The sequence below is a fragment of the Kitasatospora sp. NPDC034035 genome, assembly GCF_055575755.1.
In genome coordinates, this window is sequence record NZ_JBVISA010000019.1 from 53,951 (window position 1) to 71,775 (window position 17,825).

The 17,825-nt window shown below is 74.0% G+C and carries 18 protein-coding genes; 8 read left to right on the forward strand and 10 right to left on the reverse strand.

Annotated elements, in window-relative coordinates:
• Positions 1-25 precede the first annotated feature (25 nt).
• Positions 26-1,261 carry an FAD binding domain-containing protein gene (locus tag ACZ52J_RS25525; protein WP_465622029.1) on the forward strand — a complete coding sequence of 412 codons (1,236 nt, stop codon included), beginning with the start codon at positions 26-28 and terminating at the stop codon, positions 1,259-1,261.
• Positions 1,262-1,292: 31 nt separating this feature from the next.
• Here the strand turns inward: ACZ52J_RS25525 and ACZ52J_RS25530 are convergent, their stop codons facing one another.
• Entirely contained in the window at positions 1,293-1,868 is a 576-nt protein-coding gene (locus ACZ52J_RS25530) for a TerD family protein (protein WP_360490494.1), read from the reverse strand.
• A 256-nt stretch (positions 1,869-2,124) separates the two neighbouring features.
• Between ACZ52J_RS25530 and ACZ52J_RS25535 the strand changes: the two genes are divergently transcribed.
• Together ACZ52J_RS25535 and ACZ52J_RS25540 are read left to right on the forward strand one after the other, a co-directional pair.
• On the forward strand, positions 2,125-2,418 hold the full coding sequence (locus ACZ52J_RS25535) for a hypothetical protein (RefSeq protein ID WP_465622031.1): 294 nt from the start codon (positions 2,125-2,127) through the stop codon (positions 2,416-2,418).
• 90 nt (positions 2,419-2,508) lie between these two features.
• Positions 2,509-2,985: a hypothetical protein gene (locus ACZ52J_RS25540; protein ID WP_465622032.1), complete on the forward strand. Its 477-nt coding sequence runs from the start codon at positions 2,509-2,511 to the stop codon at positions 2,983-2,985.
• On the opposite strand, the gene ACZ52J_RS25545 is transcribed toward ACZ52J_RS25540, so the two are convergent.
• A complete protein-coding gene (locus tag ACZ52J_RS25545; protein ID WP_465622034.1) occupies positions 2,973-4,532 on the reverse strand; it encodes a glycerol-3-phosphate dehydrogenase/oxidase in 1,560 nt (519 codons plus the stop codon). The two genes, ACZ52J_RS25540 and ACZ52J_RS25545, sit on opposite strands and share 13 nt — an antisense overlap.
• Positions 4,529-5,131 carry a TetR/AcrR family transcriptional regulator gene (locus tag ACZ52J_RS25550; protein ID WP_360490506.1) on the reverse strand — a complete coding sequence of 201 codons (603 nt, stop codon included), beginning with the start codon at positions 5,129-5,131 and terminating at the stop codon, positions 4,529-4,531. Before ACZ52J_RS25550 ends, ACZ52J_RS25545 begins: the two co-directional genes overlap by 4 nt.
• Positions 5,132-5,205: 74 nt before the next feature.
• Between ACZ52J_RS25550 and ACZ52J_RS25555 the strand changes: the two genes are divergently transcribed.
• Positions 5,206-6,774: an FAD-binding oxidoreductase gene (locus tag ACZ52J_RS25555; RefSeq protein ID WP_465622036.1), complete on the forward strand. Its 1,569-nt coding sequence runs from the start codon at positions 5,206-5,208 to the stop codon at positions 6,772-6,774.
• Positions 6,771-7,697: a diacylglycerol kinase gene (locus ACZ52J_RS25560; RefSeq protein WP_465622038.1), complete on the forward strand. Its 927-nt coding sequence runs from the start codon at positions 6,771-6,773 to the stop codon at positions 7,695-7,697. Before ACZ52J_RS25555 ends, ACZ52J_RS25560 begins: the two co-directional genes overlap by 4 nt.
• A gap of 181 nt (positions 7,698-7,878) precedes the next feature.
• Here the strand turns inward: ACZ52J_RS25560 and ACZ52J_RS25565 are convergent, their stop codons facing one another.
• The 3 genes from ACZ52J_RS25565 to ACZ52J_RS25575 all read right to left on the reverse strand — a co-directional run bounded on the left by ACZ52J_RS25565 (position 7,879) and on the right by ACZ52J_RS25575 (position 10,100).
• Positions 7,879-8,214, reverse strand: coding sequence for a hypothetical protein (locus ACZ52J_RS25565; protein ID WP_465622040.1), 336 nt, complete (start codon positions 8,212-8,214; stop codon positions 7,879-7,881).
• A 121-nt stretch (positions 8,215-8,335) separates the two neighbouring features.
• A complete protein-coding gene (locus tag ACZ52J_RS25570; RefSeq protein WP_465622041.1) occupies positions 8,336-9,256 on the reverse strand; it encodes a DUF6891 domain-containing protein in 921 nt (306 codons plus the stop codon).
• Between the two features lie 301 nt (positions 9,257-9,557).
• Positions 9,558-10,100: a GNAT family N-acetyltransferase gene (locus tag ACZ52J_RS25575; RefSeq protein WP_465622219.1), complete on the reverse strand. Its 543-nt coding sequence runs from the start codon at positions 10,098-10,100 to the stop codon at positions 9,558-9,560.
• Between the two features lie 335 nt (positions 10,101-10,435).
• On the opposite strand from ACZ52J_RS25575, the gene ACZ52J_RS25580 reads away from it, so the two are divergent.
• Positions 10,436-11,584: a Cmx/CmrA family chloramphenicol efflux MFS transporter gene (locus ACZ52J_RS25580; RefSeq protein WP_465622043.1), complete on the forward strand. Its 1,149-nt coding sequence runs from the start codon at positions 10,436-10,438 to the stop codon at positions 11,582-11,584.
• Positions 11,585-11,816: 232 nt separating this feature from the next.
• Positions 11,817-12,272 (forward strand): hypothetical protein, encoded by a 456-nt coding sequence (locus ACZ52J_RS25585; protein WP_465622044.1) that lies wholly within the window; start codon positions 11,817-11,819, stop codon positions 12,270-12,272.
• Positions 12,273-12,285: 13 nt separating this feature from the next.
• On the opposite strand, the gene ACZ52J_RS25590 is transcribed toward ACZ52J_RS25585, so the two are convergent.
• Positions 12,286-13,026 carry a helix-turn-helix domain-containing protein gene (locus ACZ52J_RS25590; protein ID WP_465622046.1) on the reverse strand — a complete coding sequence of 247 codons (741 nt, stop codon included), beginning with the start codon at positions 13,024-13,026 and terminating at the stop codon, positions 12,286-12,288.
• 85 nt (positions 13,027-13,111) lie between these two features.
• Between ACZ52J_RS25590 and ACZ52J_RS25595 the strand changes: the two genes are divergently transcribed.
• Positions 13,112-14,050: an LLM class flavin-dependent oxidoreductase gene (locus ACZ52J_RS25595; protein ID WP_465622048.1), complete on the forward strand. Its 939-nt coding sequence runs from the start codon at positions 13,112-13,114 to the stop codon at positions 14,048-14,050.
• Here the strand turns inward: ACZ52J_RS25595 and ACZ52J_RS25600 are convergent.
• The 3 genes from ACZ52J_RS25600 to ACZ52J_RS25610 form a co-directional block, all read right to left on the reverse strand.
• Positions 14,028-15,386 (reverse strand): DUF2252 domain-containing protein, encoded by a 1,359-nt coding sequence (locus tag ACZ52J_RS25600; protein WP_465622049.1) that lies wholly within the window; start codon positions 15,384-15,386, stop codon positions 14,028-14,030. The genes ACZ52J_RS25595 and ACZ52J_RS25600 overlap by 23 nt on opposite strands.
• Positions 15,387-15,592: 206 nt before the next feature.
• On the reverse strand, positions 15,593-17,170 hold the full coding sequence (locus ACZ52J_RS25605) for a multicopper oxidase family protein (protein ID WP_465622051.1): 1,578 nt from the start codon (positions 17,168-17,170) through the stop codon (positions 15,593-15,595).
• Positions 17,167-17,640: a hypothetical protein gene (locus ACZ52J_RS25610; RefSeq protein ID WP_465622053.1), complete on the reverse strand. Its 474-nt coding sequence runs from the start codon at positions 17,638-17,640 to the stop codon at positions 17,167-17,169. Before ACZ52J_RS25610 ends, ACZ52J_RS25605 begins: the two co-directional genes overlap by 4 nt.
• Between the last annotated feature and the right edge of the window lie 185 nt (positions 17,641-17,825).

Consider the following 17,825-nt stretch of genomic DNA (forward strand, 5'->3'; position numbering starts at 1 on the left):
GGGGGCGGCCGTGCGGGGTGGTTCGGTGGCCGTGGTCGGGGGCAGCATCGCCGGGAGCGCGTTCGCCGGGGCCGCCGCCCGGCTGGGCGCGGAACGGGTCGTGGTGCTGGAACGCAGCCCGGGCCGACTGGAGGACCGCGGCGTGGGCATCTGCACCCACAACGACCGCTTCGACGAACTGGTCCGCGCCGGGCACCTCGCCGCGGACACCCGCCGCCACCGCCTCACCGTCCGCCGCTGGACCACCCGGGGACCGGCCGACGAGGGCGACGGCCCGGACGGGCGCGGGCGGGTGCTCTGGGACCAGCCGTTCCCGTTCCACTCCCACCACTGGGCCGTCCTCTGGCAGGCCCTGCGCGAGCGCAAACCCGAGCAGGTCGAGTACCGGCTGGGCACCACCGTCACCGCGGTCGGCGGCGACGAGCAGGGCGCCTGGGCCGAGGACGCCGACGGCGGCCGCCATGCCTACGACCTGGTGATCGGCGCGGACGGCTACCGCTCGGTGGTCCGCGCCGCCGTCTGCCCGCAGGCCGCGCCCGAGTACGCCGGGTACGTGTGCTGGCGCGGCAGCTACGACGCCGCACTGCTCGACGGGCTTCCCGGCGGGGCCGCGGTCTGGCCGGAGGAGGAGTGCATCACCGTCTGCTACCGCGGCGGACAGGTCGTGATCTACCGCATCCCCGGGCTGGACCCCGGCCGCACCCAGGTGAACTGGGTCTTCTACGCACCTACCCCGGCCTGGCTGCGCCTGGACGGCCCGACCAGCCTCCCGGCGGGCGCCCTCACCGACGGGCGGCTGGACGAGCTGCGGCAGCTCGCGGAGCGGCACCTGCCGCCGTACTGGGCCGGGCTGGTCACCCTCACCCCGCGTGAACGGACCTTCCTGCAGCCCGTCTACGACCTGGCGACCCCGCGCCGCACGGCCGGGCGGCTGCTCATCGGCGGGGACGCGGCCACCGTCGTGCGCCCGCACAACACGAGCGGGGCGGTGAAGGCTATGCAGGACGCACACGCCTTCGAGCAGGCCGGACGGGCCGCCGGCTCCTGGTCGTCCCTACTGGCCGCGTACGACCGCGAACGGAGCGCGGCCGGCCGGGAGTTGGTGGACCTGGGCCGGACGCTCGGCCGGGCGCAGGTCACCGAGGCACCGGACTGGTCGACCATGGACGAGCCCGCGATGACCGCCTGGTGGCAGCACCAGCTCACCGGCAGCGGGGGTTTCGGCGGCCACGCGCTCGGACGGACCGAACCTTCCGCGTGACCACCGAAACCCGCCGGCTCCGGCGCGAGGATCAGACGTTGACGCCGTAGTCGGTCGCGATGCCGCGAAGGCCGGAGGCGTAGCCCTGGCCGATGGCGCGGAACTTCCACTCGGCGCCGTTGCGGTACAGCTCTCCGAAGACCATCGCGGTCTCGGTCGAGGCGTCCTCGGACAGGTCGTAGCGCGCGATCTCCTGGCCGTTGGCCTGGTTGACGATCCGGATGAACGCGTTGCGGACCTGACCGAAGCTCTGCAGCCGGGCGTCGGCGTCGTAGATCGACACCGGGAAGACCACCTTGGCCACGTCGGCCGGCACCCGGTCCAGGTCGACCTTGATCTGCTCGTCGTCGCCGTCGCCGCCACCGGTCAGGTTGTCGCCGCTGTGCTCGACCGAACCGTCGGGGCTGCGAAGGTTGTTGAAGAACACGAAGTGCTGGTCCGAGATCACCTTGCCGAGCGCGTTGCACAGCAGCGCACTGGCGTCCAGGTCGTAGTCGGCCCCGGTGGTGGTGCGCACGTCCCAGCCGAGACCCACGATCACGGCGCTCAGACCGGGCGCCTCCTTGCTCAGCGAGACGTTGCCGCCCTTGGCCAGTGAAACTCCCACAATGCCCTCCTCTGATCTCTCCCTGCGGACGAATCTACAACACTGTAGAGATCACGAGAATCCGCCTGAAGGCGGGCTCCGCCCCGGGAATTTCTCCGGGTCCTTTTCAGGGACTCCGACGGGAACCGATCGAGGGGAACCCGAGGCCGGACCGACCGGACCGACCGGGGCGCCGGGGCGGTGCGGCCGACCTAGACTGGCGGTGGTTCCCCGATTCCCGGTTCCCCCGGCTGCGGCGCCCTCGCGGGAGGTTCCCATGCGCCAGCGGTACAGCTTCCACGTCGACCAGGGCGGACACTCCGTGACCGTCAACGTCCGCTCCGGCTGGATCACCGAGACCGAGCTGCTGGTGGACGGCAAGGAGTGCGCCTTCCACCGCGTCCACGGGCACGGCAGCTACCCGCTGACCCTCGCCGCCCAGCTCGCCGAGGAACCGCCCCGGCCGCTCGCGGTGACCCTGGACCGCACCGGCAGTGCCGAGCAGCCGCTCTCCTGCGTCCTGGAGCTCGCCGGCACCGAACTCCCCATGCCGGAGCACGCGGCCCGCTGAAACCGTCCGTGCGGGTGGTTTGCCCGTGAATGCGCCGAAACCCTACGATCTCCCATTCGCATGTTCCACCCTCCCCCATGAGAGCCCCGCATGCCCTCCTCCGCGACCCCCCACGCCTCGGGCTGCCCCGACGCCCCGGACTCCCCCGACGCCTTCGCCGTCTTCGACGACCTGCTGCGCGAAGCGATGACCGGAGCCGAGCGCTTCGGCCACCGCCGGCACGTCCGCCTCACCTGGCTCGCGGTCCGCCGGCACGGCGCCGCCACCGCCCTCGGCCTGATCGGCGACGGCATCCGGCGCACCGCCACCAAGGCCGGGGCGCCGCAGAAGTTCCACGTCACCATGACCCGGGCCTGGGTCGAGCTGGTGGCCCACCACGCCGACGGCGCACCGGTTTTCGAGGAGCGCGAGGACTTCGAGGCGTTCGCGGCCCGCCATCCCGAGCTGCTCGACAAGGAGCTGCTCGCCCGCCACTACCGGCCCGGAACGCTCGCGAGCGAGCAGGCCCGGACCAGCTGGGTCGAACCGGACCTGACGCCCTCCCCCTGGGCCGATCAGCCGTCCTGACACTCCGTCAGAATCTCTTCGACCACCTTCCGTGCCCGTTCCGCGTCCTCCGCGACCAGCCCGATCCGGGTACGGCGGTCGAGCACGTCGGCGGCGTCCAGCGCGCCCTCGTGGGTGACCGCGTACGCGATCTCGGCGCGCGTGACGTCCAGACCCTCGGTCACCGGCACCGACTCCCCCGCCGCCAGCACCTCGTGGGCGGCGCCGCCGTGCCGGGCGAGCAGTGAGGAGGGCACCTTCTGCGCGGGCAGGGGTCGACTGTCCCGGTGTCCGGGGGCGCCGACCAGTGGCAGCCGCGCCGTCCAGCAGGTCCGAGCGGGCAGACCGCGCAGCCGGACGGCGGCATCCACCGCGTCCTCGGCCATCCGGCGGTAGGTGGTGAGCTTGCCGCCGACCACGGTGACCAACCCGGACGGGGACTCCAGCACCGCGTGCTCGCGCGAGATGTCGGCGGTGCTGCCGCCCCCGGTGTCGATCAGCGGGCGCAGCCCGGCGTAGGCCCCGCGCACGTCCGCCCTGGTCAGCGCGGTGGCGAGGGCGGCGTTGACGGTGTCGAGGAGGAAGGTCAGCTCGGCCTCGGCGGGCTGCGGCTCGTCCGGGATCGGGCCCGGGGCGTCCTCGTCGGTCAGGCCGATCGCGACCCGGCCGAGCTGCTGCGGCAGGGCGAACACGAAGCGGCTGGTCGAGCCGGGCACCGGCACGGTGAGGGCGGCGGTCGGATTCCCCAGCATCCCCGCGTCCACCAGGACATGGGTGCCACGGCTCGGACGCAACGTGATCGAGGTGTCCACCTCACCCGCCCAGACGCCGGTGGCGTTGACCACCGCGCCCGCCCGGACGGCCAGTTCCTGTCCGGTCAGCGTGTCGACGAGCCGGGCGGAGGTGCCGGTCACCGCCTCGGCCCGGACCCTGGTCAGCACGCTCGCGCCGTACTGCGCGGCGGTTCGCGCCAGGGCGACCACCAGCCGTGCGTCGTCCACGAGTTGGCCGTCGTGCGCGACGAGCGCGCCGCGCAGGCCCGCGGTCCGGACGCCCGGCACCAGCTGTCGAGTGCGGGCCGCGTCGATCCGGCGCATCCGGGGCAGCAGCGCGCCCGGCGTGCCGGCGCTGACCCGCAGCGCGTCGCCGGCGTGGAAGCCCGCGCGGATCAGCGCGCCCTGCCCGGGGCGCAGCAAGTCCGGGAGCAGAGGCACCAGTTGGGGCAGCGCGCGGATCAGGTGCGGGGCGGTGCGGGTCATCAGCACGCCGCGCTCGACCGCGCTCTCCCGGGCCACCTTGATCCTGCCGGAGGCGAGGTAGCGCAGTCCGCCGTGCACCAGCTTGGAGCTCCAGCGGCTGGTGCCGAAGGCCAGGTCGCGGGACTCGACCAGCACCGTGCGCAGGCCGCGCGAGGCGGCGTCCAGGGCCACCCCGGCGCCGGTGACACCGCCGCCGATCACCAGCAGGTCGATGTGCGGGTCGTCGCCGAGCGCCTCGAGTTCCAGCGTGCGGCGTGCGGCGTTGAGTCGGCTGGTCCCCGCGAAGGGGCCGACGGCGGGCGTCGTCATGGTGCGAGGTATCCGTTCAGCGCTCTGGCCAGTTCGCGCCGCCAGGCCGCCTCTGGCAGCAGGGAGGCGACCATGCGGTGCGACTGGACGGTGGACTGGGCGATCAGCAGGACCATGGCGGCCAGTTCGAGCGGCTCCCCGGCGCGGACCGAGCCGTGCGCCTGGCCCCGCTCGATGCCGCTGCGCAGCGCCTCCAGCAGGCCGCGCTGGCTGGCGCCGAGCCGCTCGACCACGTACTCGAGCAGCAGGTCGGAGTCCTCGGAGTGGAGCAGCGCGCCGAGCACCGGGTGGTCGCGCAGCCGGACGGCGACCTCGACGACCCGTTCCACGAGGGTCTCCCGGTCCTGGACGTCCAGCGAGGCGCCCTCCAGGGTGGCCAGGATCTCCCGGGTGAGCAGCGCGCCGATCACCGCCCGGACGTCCGGCCAGCGCCGGTAGACGGTCGGCCGGCTGACCCCGGCGCGGCGCGCGATCTCGGCCAACTGCGTGCGGCGCACGCCGAGGTGGACGAGCAGGTCGGCGGCGGCGTCCAGGATCGCGTCGTCGGTGCTGCGGGGCTGCCCGGCTGCTGCCGCCGGCTCGGCGTTACTACTTGACATGATGTGTGAAACTGTAACGCATGGCACCTGAGACGCAAGCGGGACCGGCGGGCGCCGCTCTTCCGCTCCCCCCGATGAAGTGGGACGCCTGGGGCGACCCGGCCCTGGCCAAGGAGCTGTCCGCCGACATCAAGGGACTGCTCGCCGCGGCCCTCGGCGTCACCGGCGACGCAGCCCCCGGGCCGAGCGCCGAGGAGGTCGTACTGCACCCGTCCCGGACCTCCGCCGAGGACCTCAAGGCACTCGCCGCCGCCGTCGGCGAGACCCACGTCAGCACCGCCGACGCCGACCGCCTGCCGCGCGCCGGCGGCAAGTCCACCCCCGACCTGCTGCGCCGCCGCAGCCGCGAGCCGCAGGACGCGCCCGACGCCGTCGTGCTGCCCGGCAGCGAGCAGGAGGTCGCCGCCGTCCTCGCGGCGTGCGCCGAACGCCGCATCGCCGTCGTCCCCTTCGGCGGCGGCACCAGCGTCGTCGGCGGCCTCGACCCCGAGCGCGGCCCCTTCCACGCCGTCGTCTCGCTCGACCTGCGCCGCTTCGACGAACTGCTCGACCTGGACGAGACCTCCGGCGAGGCCGTCCTCGGCGCCGGCCTCACCGGCCCGGCCGCCGAAGCACTGCTCGCCGAACGCGGTTGGGAACTCGGCCACTACCCGCAGAGCTTCCGCTACGCCACCATCGGCGGCTTCGCGGCCACCCGCTCCTCCGGTCAGGACTCCGCCGGGTACGGGCGCTTCGACGAGATGGTGCGCGGCCTGCGGGTGGTCACCCCTGCCGGGGTGCTCGACCTCGGCCGCGCCCCCGCCTCCGCCGCCGGCCCCGACCTGCGCCAGCTCTTCCTCGGCTCCGAGGGCACCCTCGGCGTGATCACCGCCGTCCGGCTGCGCGTCCACCCGCTGCCCGCCGTCAAGGCCTACGAGGCGTGGAGCTTCCCCGACTTCGCCACCGGGACGGCCGCGCTGCGCGCCGTCGAGCAGCAGGGCACCGGCCCGACCGTGATCCGGCTCTCCGACGAGGCCGAGACCATGGTCAACCTCGCCATGACCGAACAGATCGGCGGCAGCCCGACCGTCAGCGGCTGCCTGGCCGTCACCGTCTTCGAAGGCAGCGCCGAACAGGTCGCCGCCCGGCACCGTGCCACCCGCGAGGCGCTGCTCGCCGCCGGCGCCACCTCGCTCGGCGAAGCCCCCGCCCGGGCCTGGGAACACGGCCGGTTCAACGCGCCCTACCTGCGCGACTCACTGCTCGGCGCGGGGGCGCTGTGCGAAACCCTGGAGACGGCCGCCGGCTGGGGCCGACTGCCGGCCCTGCGGGCCGCCGTCACCGAGGCACTCACCGCCGCCCTGCCCGGCGCGCTCGTGCTCTGCCACATCTCGCACGTCTACCCGACCGGTGCCTCGCTCTATTTCACCGTCGTCGCCGCCCTCGGCGAGGACCCGCTCACCCGCTGGGGCGCCGCCAAGCGCGCCGCCGGGGACGCCATCGTCGGCGCGGGCGGCACCATCACCCACCACCACGCCGTCGGCGCCGACCACCGGCCCTGGATGACCGACGAGCTCGGCGACCTGGGCGTCCGCATCCTGCGCGCCGTCAAGGCCGAGCTCGACCCGGCGGGCATCCTCAACCCCGGCAAGCTGATCCCATGAGCCGGGCTCATGGGGCGGACGGCCCGAGAACCGTCCGCAGGGTCGCCGTTCTCACCAACCCGGCGGCGGGCGCCGGCCACGCCGGCCCCGCCGCGGAGCGGGCCGTCGCCCGCCTGCGCTCCCTCGGCATCGACGCCGAACCCCACGCCGGGCGCTCCGCCGACGACGCCGTCCGCCTCGCCCGCGAAGCGGCCGCGGACGGTGTGGACGCGGTCGCCGTGGTCGGCGGTGACGGCATGATCAACCTCGCCCTGCAGGCCCTCGCCGGCACCACCGTCCCGCTCGGCGTGATACCGGCCGGCACCGGCAACGACCACGCCCGCGCGTACGGCCTCCCGCTCGACGCCCCCGAGGCCGCCGCCGACATCATCGCCGCCGGCCGCATCCGCACCGTCGACCTCGGCCGGGTCACCGGTCCGGACGGGTCCGTCCGCCGGTTCGGCTCCATCCTCGCCACCGGCTTCGACTCCCTGGTCAGCGACCGCACCAACCGCCTGCGCTGGCCACGCGGCCGGATGCGCTACAACCTCGCCATCCTCATCGAGTTCGCCAACCTGCGCCCGCTCCCGTTCCGGATCACTCTCGCCGACGGCACCGTCATCGAACGCGACCTCACCCTCGCCGCCGTCGGCAACACCCGCAGCTACGGCGGCGGCATGCTCATGTGCCCGGACGCCCTCCCGGACGACGGCCTACTCGACGTCACCCTCGTCGACGCCATGCCCCGCCTGCGCATCGCCCGGTTCTTCCCCACCCTCTTCAAAGGCACCCACACCACCCGCCCCGAGGTCACCACCCTGCGCACCGAGTCCCTGCGCATCGATTCCCCGGGCATCACCGCCTACGCCGACGGAGAATTCATCGCACCCCTGCCGGTCGAGGTCGCGGTGGAAAGGAACGCCCTGCACCTGCTGGTGCCGTGACCCGATGCCGCGGTCCGGTCCGCCGACCTCCTGGCCTGCTGGTCGGCCGGACCGGGGCACCGGTCATCCGTCCTCATGGGAAGAGGCGCGCCGGCCGCTCGAACGCCGACCGGTCCGGCTGCCAGGACGGTCCGCCGGGATCACCGACAGGACGTCATCGCTCACGTCCCGGCTTCCTTCCTCACGGCCGCCGCACCGGGTTGGCCGCCTCGACCCGCCGCGCCCAGCGGCGGACCAGCGGGTTGGCGTCGTGGTCCGGGGAACCGTCGAGGATGTCCACGCCCGCCGTGGCACCCGGGCCGGCGCTCATGACCGCGTTGAGCAGGTAGCCCAGCAGCGCGCCGAGGTCCCTTCGACGGGCGTCCGGGGTGCCGAGCACCTGCCAGGCCCAGCCGACGGCCACCGCCGCCACCCGCCGGTCCTCCCAGGCCCGCCCCCGCCGGGCGTCCGCGATCACCTGCCGCCGCACACTCCTCGGCAACGCCCCCCACAGCTCCCGCGCGTTGCTCCGCGGCACCTGCCCCCGCTGCATCATGCTGCTCCCCCGTTCCGTCGAACGTTACCGAATACCGTCGGACGCCGTCGGACGCCGCCGGGCACCGTTATCGGCCCCGGAGGATACGGCAGTTCAGGTCCGATCACCCGCCCAGGCGGCGGCGCCAGAGCAGGGGGCGTATCTCGATCGCGTGCGACGGGTCGCCGTTCCAGACCGTGGGCAGGCCGGCGGCGGTGAGGGCGGCGACAACCTCGTGGCCGACGGCCGTGGCGGTCGACGGGGAGCCGTCGAAGCCGCCGTAGAGGAGAGACAGGCCGTGGCCGGCGGCGGCGGATTCGGTGCACTGGGAGTGGAAGTAGACGAAGCCGCGGGCGTCCGGGGCGCCGGCCGCGCCGATCTCTGCCTCGCCGCAGGACCGGCAGCAGGTGAAGTCCTCCCGGGCCGTGATGCCGCTCGCCTCCAGGGCGGCGAAGGCGTGGGCGAGGCGCTCCGGATCGGTGTCGCCGATCCAGCCGGTCTGCTCGCCGACGCGCTCCAGCCAGAGCCGGTCGGCGAGTTGCTCGGCCTGCGCACGCGAGAGGGGACGGAGGCCGCCCGACACCAGGTACTCCTCGGCCTCCTCGGCCAGCCGGGCGCGGTCGGTGTAGCCGCAGGCCAGGGTCAGGCGCAGCCGGTCCTCCAACTCCCGCCGCTCGCCCGCTCCCAGCTCCACCGGCGGTACGGGCTCCGGCACCGGGCCCATGTCGAGTAGCTGCCAGTCCAGGCCGTCACCCCAGCCCGCCTCGCCGCGCGCCCAGGCCGTCATCGCCTCGGCCACCGGCCCGGGCCCGTCCAGCCGCACCTCGAAGTGCCGCTGGGCGGAGCCGTCGCGGTGCTCCAGCGTGTAGCCCTCGCCGTCGGAGTGCCACACCTGGATGTATACGTCCGGCAGGTCCGGTATCCGCTCCAGGACGAGGAAGCGGTCGTCCTCCGCGCCGATGCCCCGGACCAGTCCCGCCAACTCGTCCGCGCTCGGTCGGGAACGCCGCTTCCCGTCGTTCGTCTGCACCGTGATCGCCAGCATGGGGCCACCCTTGCACACCCCACTGACAATCGCGCCGCCCGATCCCGCAGTTCAGGCCCGGTGCGAGCGGGGCCGGTCGGCCAGGTGCGCGACGGCCTCCGCCGCCTGGGCGGCGAACCTCGCGCCATCCACGGCCAGGCGATCGGACGGCGCCGACGCTCTTGGTGCCGGTGGGTTCGCCGGCTCCCGGTCGGCGCTGAGGACCCGTGACCCGGTGTCGGTGATATCGGTGACGTCGGTGCTGACGGTGATCCGGTCGGAGGCGGTCCACACGGCCGACCGGAAGGCCCGGTCCCCTCCCCTAGGACAGACGGTCCTCGCGGCGCAGCCGGAAGACCACGTTGCGGCGCAGCGGACCGTCCGGGGCGGCGGGGTCGTCGAAGTCCTCAGCGGGGTCGTGGGTCATGCCGAGGCGGCGCATCACCGACTGGGAGCGCTGGTTGGCGGCCGTGGTGATGGCGAGGACCTCGGGGAGGCCGAGGGCGTCGAAGCCGTACGCCAGGACGGCGCGGGCCGCCTCCGTGGCGTAGCCGTGTCCCCAGGCGGAGCGGGCCAGGCGCCAGCCGATCTCGACGCCGTCGACCGGGTCCGTCTCCTCGATGTCGTCCAGGCCCACGAAGCCGACGAACTCGCCGCTGTCCCGTACTTCGACGGCCAGCCAGCCGTACCCCCGCCGCTCGATCGCCGCTTCGAAGCGTGCCACCGACGCGTCGCTCCGCTCCCGGGTGAGCGGGCCGCCCAGGTGCTCGCGGACCTCGGGGTCAGCGTTCATCGCGGCCCACGGGACGAGGTCCGACTCGCGCCAGCGGCGGATCAGCAGGCGTTCGGTGCGCAGCTCGGTCAGCGGTCGGTTCAGCGGTTCGGCCTGCGGTCGGTTCAGCGGTTCGTTCATGCGGCCAACCCAACGGCATCCTGACCTCTCGGGCAAACGGAAATAACTCCGGTGCCGGGACGGCCGCCCGTCGGGTAGCGTACGGAGCATGTCGAGCCCTGAGGCATCCAGGGTGGGGACTTTCGGTCACGCCGTCAGCCCCCTGAACCCCCGCAGCCGTTGAAGCGCTGAGCGCTGAAATGCCGTGCGCGAGCGCGGGCCCGGCCGCGAAAGCGTGCGCCCTCGGGGGCTGAGCGCGGTGACGAGACGCCGTTCCTCGTTGCTTCTCCTCGTTCCGGAGCCCCTCGATGCCCCTTCCGCTCTATCTGCTCGCCCTGGCCGTCTTCGCCATGGGCACCTCGGAGTTCATGCTCGCCGGTCTGCTGCCGGACCTCGCCGACGATCTCGGCGTCACCGTCGGCACGGCGGGCGGCCTCACCTCGGCTTTCGCGGTCGGGATGGCCGTCGGCGCGCCGCTGATGGCCGCGCTCGCCCGCAGCCGGCCGGGGCGCGGCAGCCTGCTCGGGTTCGTCCTGGCGTTCGCGGCGGCTCACGCCGTGGGCGCCCTGACCTCGAGCTTCCCGGTGCTGTTGTCGACCCGGGTGGTGGCCGCGCTAGCCGACGCCGGGTTCCTCGCCGTGGCGATGACCACGGCCGCCGCGCTGGTCCCGGCGGACCGGAAGGGGCGAGCGCTCGCCGTACTGCTGTCGGGGACGACGGTGGCCACGGTCGCCGGGGTCCCGGGCGGTTCGGTCCTCGGCGCGCTGTGCGGGTGGCGCGCCGCGTTCTGGGCCGTCGCCGTGCTCTGCCTGCCCGCCGCCGTGGGCCTCGTCTGGGGTCTCCCCGCCCGTCCCACGACCGCGCGCGGGCCCCACGCCCCGTCCCTGCGCACGGAGTTCCGGCAGCTGGGCCGTCCGCGGCTGCTCCGTGCGATGCTGCTCGCCGCTCTCGTCAATGCGGCGACCTTCGGCGGCTTCACCTTCCTCGCCCCTGTCGTGACCGGCCCCGCCGGGCTCGGCGCACTGTGGGTGCCGGTCGTGCTGGTGCTGTTCGGCGCCGGGTCCTTCGTCGGCGTCACCGCCGCGGGACGGCTGGCGGACCGCCGCCCCGGTCTGGTCCTCGCCACCGGCGGCCCGCTGCTGCTGGCCGGCTGGCCCACGGCGGCCGTCCTCGCGGACCGACCGGCCGTCCTGCTGCCCCTGGTGTTCCTGCTGGGCGCGCTGTCCTTCGCCGTCGGCGGCACGCTGATCACCGGGGTGCTGTACGAGGCGGCCGGAGCGCCCACCATGGCCGGCGCCTACGCGACCGCCGCCCTCAACCTCGGCGCCACCGCCGGCCCGCTGCTCGCCGCGACCACGCTCGGCTCGGCGGCCGGCGACCTCGGCCCGCTCTACACCGCCGGCCTCCTGGTGGCGACGGCCCTGCCGATCGCCGCCGTCCGACCCGGAGCCGGTTAGCGGTACCGTGCCGCCGTCCGACCACGGCGGCACGGCGCGGGTCCACGGGGTCGACCGCGGACCGCTCGAAGGAAGCTCGAGGGGCCCGCGACCTCCCGCCCGTGGGCCGCCCGGCCGGGCCGCCGACCGACGATGCCGCCAACCGGTTATTCCCCGGCGGGAATTGTCCGGCTGCGGGGCCATCCCCAGGATGGGTCGCACCGAGACCGGCCGAACACCACAGGAGTCCGCCATGACCACCGGTACGCCCATCGCCACCGGCACATCCATCGCCACCAGCGCCCAGCAACTCGCCGACCGCTACGCCGCGTTGTGGACCGAGCCCGACGCTGTTGCCCGCCGGTCGGCGGTCGAGCGGTTGTGGGCCGTGGGCGGCGTGCACCTCCTGCACCCGCCTGTCGAAGCCCGGGAGGCAGCCGCGCGGGTCGGGTTCGCGGAGCCGGTCCTGGAGGCGCGCGGCTACGAGGAGTTGGAGTTCCGGGTAGCCCGCGCCCACGAGGAGTTCGTGGCGCCCGGCGAGTTCACCTTCCGGGCCCGGCCGGACGCCGTGCGGCTGCGGGACGTCGTCCGCTTCACCTGGGAGATGGTGCCCGTCGGCGGTGGCGAACCGGTCGGCAGCGGGGTGGAGTTCGTCGTCCTGGACACCGACGGCCGGATCACCGCCGACTACCAGTTCCCGGGGCTCTGAGCGGCCGCTCCCGCTATGCCGCGGCCGCTCCCCGCAACGCCTCGGCGGTGGCCGCGTCCGCCGGCAGGAAGGCTTCCAGTTTCAGTTCGGCGAGGGTGACGTCCACGGCGGTGGCGAAGGTGGTGACCGTTGTCATCAGACGCAGCTCGCCGAGCGAGGTGCGCAGCTCGAGCGGGACGGCGAAGCCCAAGTGCTGTTCTCCCACCTCGGTTTCTGGAACGTACGAGCTCAACTCCGCGTGCAGTTCGCCGAGATGCCGGGTGCGTTCGACGATGTGGCGGGCCCAGGCGGCGAAGTTGAGGATGTGCGGGGCGAGGCCGTCCGGGTGCAGGGCGAGCCGGTAGGCGTTGGTGCCGGGGCCGACGAGCCGCGGGTCGGCGCCTGCGGTGATCACGTCCAGGGCGGCGTTGGCGGCCACCACGTCACCTCGGTGGTCCACGACGAGTGCCGGGTACGGGAGGTGGCCGGCCAGGATGTGGCCGATCGCTTCCCGCACCGGTGCCAGCGTCGGCCCGTCCAGCGGTGTCTCCGGGTAGACGGGTGCGTAACCGGCGGCCAGCAGCAGCTCGTTGCGGTCCCGCAGCGACAGGTCGAGCGATTCGGCGAGCCGGACGACCATGCCCCGGCCCGGCACGGAGCGGCCGGACTCGATGAAGCTCAGGTGCCGCTGGGTCGTTCCCGCTCGGGTGGCGAGGTCGAGCTGGCTCAGGCGGCGGCTGGTACGGCGCTCACGCAGCGTTTGGGAGAAGTCCACGGCACCAGCCAACCGCGGGCGGCCGCGGCCCGCCATTCCCCCGGGGGAATTGAGGCCATTCGCCCCGGCCGCCAGCATCGACGCCATGGACATCGGTGTTTTCCTCCCCACCGGCCAGGACCAGTGGGCCGCGCACGGCCCCCGCGACCTGGTCGCATTCGCCTGCCGCAGCGAAGAGTTGGGCTTCTCCTCGCTGTTCGTCAACGACTCCCTGCTGAGCCCGAGGATCGAACCGCTCACCATGCTGGCGGCCGCCGCCGCGGTGACGGAACGCGTCCGGCTGGGCACCGGCGCCCTGCTGCCGGTCCTGCGCCGCCCGGTGCAGGCCGCGCAGACGCTGGCCTCGGTGGACCAGTTGTCCGGCGGCCGGCTGACGGTCGCGGTCGGCGCCGGCTTCCCGGGGCGCTTCGGCCGCCCGCTGCACGAGCTGTCCCAAGTGCCGTGGGAGCGCCGCTTCGCCCGGCTGGACGAGACGGTCGCCCTGTGGCGGGCGCTCTGGGCCGGGGCGAAGGAGTTCCACGGCGAGTTCCACTCCTTCGCCGAACTCCCGCCCGCCACCAGGCCGTTCCACGAGCAGGGGCCGCCCGTCTGGCTCGGCGGCGCGACCCCGGCGGCCCTGGCCCGAACCGGGCGCCACTACGACGGCTGGCTGCCCTATCCGCCCGACCCGGCCGACTACGCCACCGGGCTCGCCGCCGTCCGGGCGACGGCCCGCCAGGCCGGACGCACACCGGAGGCCGTCAGCCCCGCCCTCTTCGTCAACGTCCGGATCGACCGCGACACGGAAGCCGCCCGCCGGGCCATGGACGCCTACACCCGCTCCAACTACGGCCTGCCGCTGGCCGAGACGGAGCAGATCCAGGCGTTCGCCCTAGGCACGCCGGACGAGGTGGCCGCCAAGCTCACCCGGTACACGTCGGCCGGTGCCCGGCACCTGGTGGCCCGCCTCGGGGCGCTCGAACTGGCGGATCAGCGGGAGCAGTTGGAGAGGCTGGCCGCTCTCACACTCCCCGGGTCGCCGTGATCCTCCCGTCCGCGACGGCGGCCACCAACTCGCGGTGATCCACCTCCGTCCGGTCCGCGTACCGCACCGCGAACTCGGCCACCGCCTCCGCGAAGGTGTCCGCGCTGCCGAGGTAGCCGGCGATGGCGAGGCGGTCGCCGGTGCGGGCGTGGGCGCGGGCGAGGGTGCGGCCGCAGAGGTCGGCGTAGGCGCGCAGGCCGGAGGGCTTCATGTCGCCGACCTCGACCGAGCCCTTCATGTCACGCAGTTGGCGGCCGTAGAAGTGGCGCCCGGCGGGGCCGGTGGTCCAGCCGAGGAAGATGTCGCTGGCGGCCTGCATAAGGTGCTGGCCGGTGACCACCCGGCGGCCGCCGTGGTGAGGGGCGACCTCGGCGTCCACCTTGGCGGGCGGCAGGTGGTCCTCCAGTACCGACCGGCCGGCCTCTTTGAGTTGCAGGAACAACGGGTCGCGGCCGTCCCGGCCCTCCAGCAGGACGATGAAGCAGCGGGTGCCGACGCTGCCGACACCGACCACCTTGGTGGCCGCGTCGACGAAGCGGTAGCGGTCCAGCAGGACACGGCGGCTCTCGGCGAGGGTGCCCCGGTAGTCGCTGAACACCTTGCCGATGCCGCGCAGTTCGGTCTTCTTCAGCGGCTCGATCAGCGGTGGCGCGCTGATGATCCGGCGCCGCCCGTCCCGTTCCTCGGTGAGCTTGCCGAAGGCCTGCAGGCTGGTACGGCGCCGGGCGTGCGCGAATTGGGCCTCGGCGCGCTTGCGCTGCCGGGGCTTGCCCAGCAGCGGCAGCAGCTGCGCGGTGTCCACCCGGGCGTACCAGACGTCGAGTTCACCCAGGCCCGCCAGGCGTCGCATCGCGGTCGCGTAGCCCTCGACGGCGGTGCGGGCGGCGCGGCGCACGCGCTCCTCGTCCTGGCCGTTGTCGCGGGCCGCGACGGCAACGCTGGCGGCGAGGCGTTTGACGTCCCACTCGAAGGGGCCGGGGTAGGTCTCGTCGAAGTCGTTGACGTCGAAGAGCAGGGCGCGTTCCGGCGAGGCGTACACGCCGAAGTTCACCAGGTGGGCGTCGCCGCAGAGTTGGACGGTGAGACCGGTGTCGGGCACGGCCCCGAGGTCGGCGGCCATCACGGCGGCGGCGCCGCGCAGGTAGCTGAACGGGCTTTCGGCCATCCGCCCGTAGCGGATCGGCAGCAGCCGGGTGACCCGGTCCTCGCCCTGCCGTTCCAGCACGCCGAGCGGGTCGGGCCGGTCCGCGGCCGGGATCCACCGGCCGTGGTCGGAGCGGGAGACGCGGTCGCGGGCGGCCCGGCCGCGGCGGCGGCGTTCGGCGGGAGTGGTCATGCGGCGGCTCCATCCGTCGGTGGGCGCTGCCCGCGACGCCGGGCGGCCGGCGGGTGCCCCTCTCCGCGACGCTAGGACACGAGTGCCGGAGGGCGCAGCGCACGCCCTCCGGCACTCGGCCGTCCGAGTGAAACCGGGCGGTTCACCGCAGGACGGCTCACCGCACCGATCACCCCGCCGCTCACCGGGCCGACTCACCGCACGGTTCACTGCACCGTGAAGTCCGCCATCATCGCCATGTCCTCGTGCTCCAGGTTGTGGCAGTGCAGCATGTACGCCCCCGCGTAGTCGGTGAAGCGCACCAGTAGCTCCACTGCCTCGGCCGGGCGCAGGTCCACGGTGTCCTTCCACCCCGCGTCGTAGGGGCCCGGGTTCGCGCCGTTGCGTCCGATCACCTGGAAGTGGTCCAGGTGGACGTGCACGGGGTGGTGCAGGTCGGACGAGAAGCGCCAGCGCTCGATCGTCCCGAGGGCGGGCGTGGCGATGTTCTGGCCTGGGTGGTAGGGCTCGCCGTTGATGGTCCAGCCGTCGCTGCGGCTGCGGCGGAAGGTGAAGTCGCGGGTGGTGACGGCGGCGGAGGCGTCCAGGCCCTCGACGGCGGCGAGCTTGTCGGGCACCGTCGCGTCGTCGTTCACCTGCTTCGAGGAGACGTCGAACCGCATGACCTCGGCCGTCCGACCACTGCCGAAGCGGTTGACCAGGCGCACCAGGGTGCCGGGCGCGTAGCGCGAGAAGTCGACCACGACGTCGAAGCGTTCGGCGGGAGCGATCTCGATGCCGTCGTGGGCGACCGGGGCGGCGAGCAGGCCGCCGTCGGAGCCGATCTGGACCAGGGCGCCGCCGCCAGGGGGCTGCGGGTCGAGTTCGAGCCGGTAGAGGCGGGCGTTGGAGGCGTTGAGCAGGCGCAGCCGGTAGCGGGCGCGGTCGACGTCCAGACGGGGCCACGGCGCGCCGTTGACCAGGATGACGTCGCCGAGCACGCCGTTGGCGTAGCCGGCGGTGACGCCGGGCTCGCCGAGCGCGGGGTCGGTGGAGGGGTACTGAAAGGACCCGTCGGCGGCGAAGGAGCGGTCGGCGATCATCAGTGGCAGGTCGCGCTCGCCGCGCGGCAGCGGCAGGGCGCCCTCCTCGTCGTCCTGGACGAGGTGGAAGCCGGCCAGTCCGCGCCAGACTCCGGGGCCGGTGAAGCCCATCCGGTGGTCGTGGTACCAGAGGGTGGCGGCGCGCTGCCTGCCCGGGTAGGTGTGGCTTCGCTCGCCGACGATGCTGCGGCCCCCCGCGTGGCGCATCCCCGGCATGCCCTGCATACCGGCCATGCCCTGGGCGGCGTCGGCCGACGACCCGACGGGCAGCAGCAGGTCCACCGGGTAGCCGTCGCTGTCCGCCGGGGTGTGCCCGCCGTGCAGGTGGGTGACGGACGGCACCGGCAGCTCGTTGCGGTGCTTGACCACCGCCGCCCGCCCGGAGCGGGTGACCAGGGTCGGCCCGGGGAAGCTGCCCCCGTACGTCCAGGCCTCGGTCTTCACACCGGGGATGATCTCCAGCTTGGCGACCTGCTGGGTGATCTCGTAGTAGTCGCTGGTCCCGTCGGTGCGCACCGGATTCAGCACGGCCGGCACCGGAAGCGGGACCTGGAACGCCTCGGGCAGGTCGAGCCCGCTGCTCAGGAGCTGCCCGGGGCGGCCCTCGGCGAGCAGCCGGGCGGCCGAGGGGACGGCGACGGCGGCCAGCGCGCCCGCGCCGAGGACGGAGGCGCCGATGCCCAGGAACCGGCGACGCTTCACTTGGACACCTCCACTGGCCCGCCGGGGCGCGGCAGCAGTCCGCTGCCGTCCGGGCCCGCATCGGGCTGCCCCGTCCGGGCGGGCAGCGGCAGCCGCCAGGCTTCGACCAGGCCGAACAGGATGCCGCTGACCAGCAGCACGCCGAGGGTGACGTGCACGCCGACGGCCCGGGCGTAGCCGGCCGCGATCTGGCCGATGACCGCGACGTTGAGCAGGAGGGTCGTCCACAGCGGCCACAGCGGGCCGCGCCCGGGCCACCGCACCGCGACGGCGACCACCAGCTGGAGCACCACCACGGTGGCCAGCGTCATCGCGTTGCCCTCGTGGTCCTTCAGGGAGTCGAACGTGCCGTTGAGGAAGCTACTGGCCAGCATGACCTGGAGCAGGGCCAGCAGGGCCAGCACGGTGGCGGTGGTGCGCAGCAGGATCAGCGGCCAGCGGGCCGCGGGGACGGCAGGGGGACTGCTCATGTCGGGCTACTCTCTGCTTCGGCGGTCGGGCGGGGCGGGCGAGAGCGTAGCTGATCCGACATCACGATCAGTTCCAATAAAGTCCTTTGGGGCTTCCGGTTACCCCATTGCGCCTGCTCGTCCCGCCTTTGTCACCCGGACGAGTGATGCCCTTGAGTGGTTCTCAAGGGCATCCGTCATGAGCT